Here is a 2,095-nt window from a genome sequence, read left to right on the forward strand (position 1 = left end):
CCCGCCATAATGGCGGGGAGCAGGTGCCTTCGGGCTTGTTTTTGCCTCTTCCTCCCACAATGCCGGCCACTGATGGTTCAAGTCAACACCGCGAATGTTAGCTGTCCATCCTGTAAAATTGTGCGTTCCGTTGTTGATTGCCATCACTTCCTGATAGTATGGGTGCGAACATTCAATTCCAAGCAATGACAGCTCTACCCCGTCCGGGTTTACCATCGGCATCACCCATACGCTGAACCGGTGCCACCACTCCTCAATATCGTACCCGCGTAGCGTCTCTTTTTGCGCATAGGCACGTGCCATGTCTTCCACAAATTTCATAAGTACGGACGCCGTAATCCACTCATTGGCATGCCATGCACCGCTGTAAAACGCCTCTTTTGGCCCCTGTCCCAACCGAATAGCATACAAAGGTTTCCCCATAACAGAATGCCCGATTGTTCGGATCTGCAGAAACGGATACCGTCCTTTCAGCATGGCTGCGTTCCGGGTAAGATCATACGGTGTGTACTCTGCATCTGTATCCACAATACGTTCTGTGTGAACGTGAGGAATCACCAGCACCGTACCTGATATAAGTTCCGCTTCCGGCGCAAGACTTTTAAGCGACGGGTTTGCTTCCTGTAAATCCTGCGGTGCTACACCGAAGTTCTTCGCAATACAATAAAGAGTATCACCGGACTGTATTTCATAGGAGACAACCGCTTCAGGCACTGTCACCACCTGGCCGGGAATTAGATACGTGCGCCGCATAAGCGCCGGATTAGCGCTGAGCAGGGCTGTCACGCCAATACCAAAACGATTCGCTATTTTTAGCACCGTATCCCCTTTTTGCACTACATAACGCATACATGTACCTCCTCCCTATTTGCGAACCCCGATTAAAATACAGACCATACCAATAAGAATCCATAAGACCTTTGCGAAGCTAATCCGGTCCGCCATCCCCATTAACCCGATAGTGGTCGTCAGCAAAAGCACCGGAGGTCCGACTAGCACCAGGCTAGAATTGATGAGCAGCGCCTTCTCCACTTCGTTGAATTTAATGATTAACAGTGCGGCCAAAATTTCAAGCGAACCTGAGATTAGACGCAATGACGCCATACCGATAATCGCTTTTTCAAGCATGCGTATCCCTCCCCTCTTTTCAACGTATGCATGTACAACATGGAATATATCCGGGGAAGGGAACGCCCATATTTTATCCGGCATACTATAAACACATAAAACCGAAGGGAAAGAGGAAGAGAGAACCATGAGGATTGAAATCGTGCAGACAATCGAAGAGATCCGGCAGGAGCAAATTGTGGGGCGAACAGTCGTTGTCATCGATGTACTGAAAGCAGCAAGCACAATTGTGGCTGCGCTGGGGGCAGGCTTCACCTCCGTTCTTCCCGTTGAAACGATTGGGCAGGCGCAAGGACTGCGCACAGAAGGGGTCATCTGTGCCGGGGAAAGGCACGGAAAAAAAGTGGCAGAATTTGAATACAGCAATTCCCCTACCGCATTCCGCGCTTTTAAGCAGCCCGGTAAACAGCTTGTGCTAACAACCACTGACGGAACCATCGCCATCAGTAAGGCGGCACGTGCCACACATGTATTTGTCGGATGCTTCCTTAATGCGGAGGCCTGCATTCGGAAAGCCATCAAGCGACAATTAGACATCACGCTGTATTGTGCGGGTACGCGCCATGAATTCGCACTTGAAGACGGATTGGCCGCCGGGCTGATGGTGCATCGAGCCCGTCAGCTTCTTCCTTCAAGCAAAGTATGCGATCTAGGCATAGCACTTGAAGCAAGCTATTTACAGCTTGGCGGCGCACTTCCCGGGCTTCTGCTTAAGACCGCAACAGGAAAACGCCTTGCCCAGCAGCATGGAGAGGAAGATGTGCTTTATTGCGGCCAACTCAACGAATTCGATATTGTACCGACCCTTGTAAATAAATACCTTACCAAAGCTACCATATAGTTTCACATATTTTTTGTAAAAAATTGAACGCTCAAAGAAAAATATGTTAAGATCATATTACGTTTATCCTATAAATTTGGAGACGAGCATGGCGCCGTATGGCGTATGCTCCATTTTTATGCCTGT

At 49.3% G+C, this 2,095-nt stretch carries 3 protein-coding genes; 1 reads left to right on the top strand and 2 read right to left on the bottom strand.

Annotation, left to right across the window (positions count from 1 at the left end; genetic code table 11):
• Both B2899_RS09895 and B2899_RS09900 read right to left on the bottom strand, forming a co-directional pair.
• Positions 1 to 849, bottom strand: an 849-nt coding sequence (locus B2899_RS09895; RefSeq protein ID WP_286885465.1) for a M14 family zinc carboxypeptidase, incomplete at its 3' end; no start/stop codon positions are given.
• A 15-nt stretch (positions 850 to 864) separates the two neighbouring features.
• On the bottom strand, positions 865 to 1,128 hold the full coding sequence (locus B2899_RS09900) for a YqhV family protein (protein ID WP_146809900.1): 264 nt from the start codon (positions 1,126 to 1,128) through the stop codon (positions 865 to 867).
• A gap of 127 nt (positions 1,129 to 1,255) precedes the next feature.
• On the opposite strand from B2899_RS09900, the gene B2899_RS09905 reads away from it, so the two are divergent.
• Positions 1,256 to 1,969, top strand: coding sequence for a 2-phosphosulfolactate phosphatase (locus B2899_RS09905; protein ID WP_286885466.1), 714 nt, complete (start codon positions 1,256 to 1,258; stop codon positions 1,967 to 1,969).
• Positions 1,970 to 2,095: the final 126 nt, after the last annotated feature.

The sequence above is a fragment of the Aneurinibacillus sp. UBA3580 genome, from assembly GCF_002375825.1.
Classification (GTDB): domain Bacteria; phylum Bacillota; class Bacilli; order Aneurinibacillales; family Aneurinibacillaceae; genus Aneurinibacillus; species Aneurinibacillus danicus.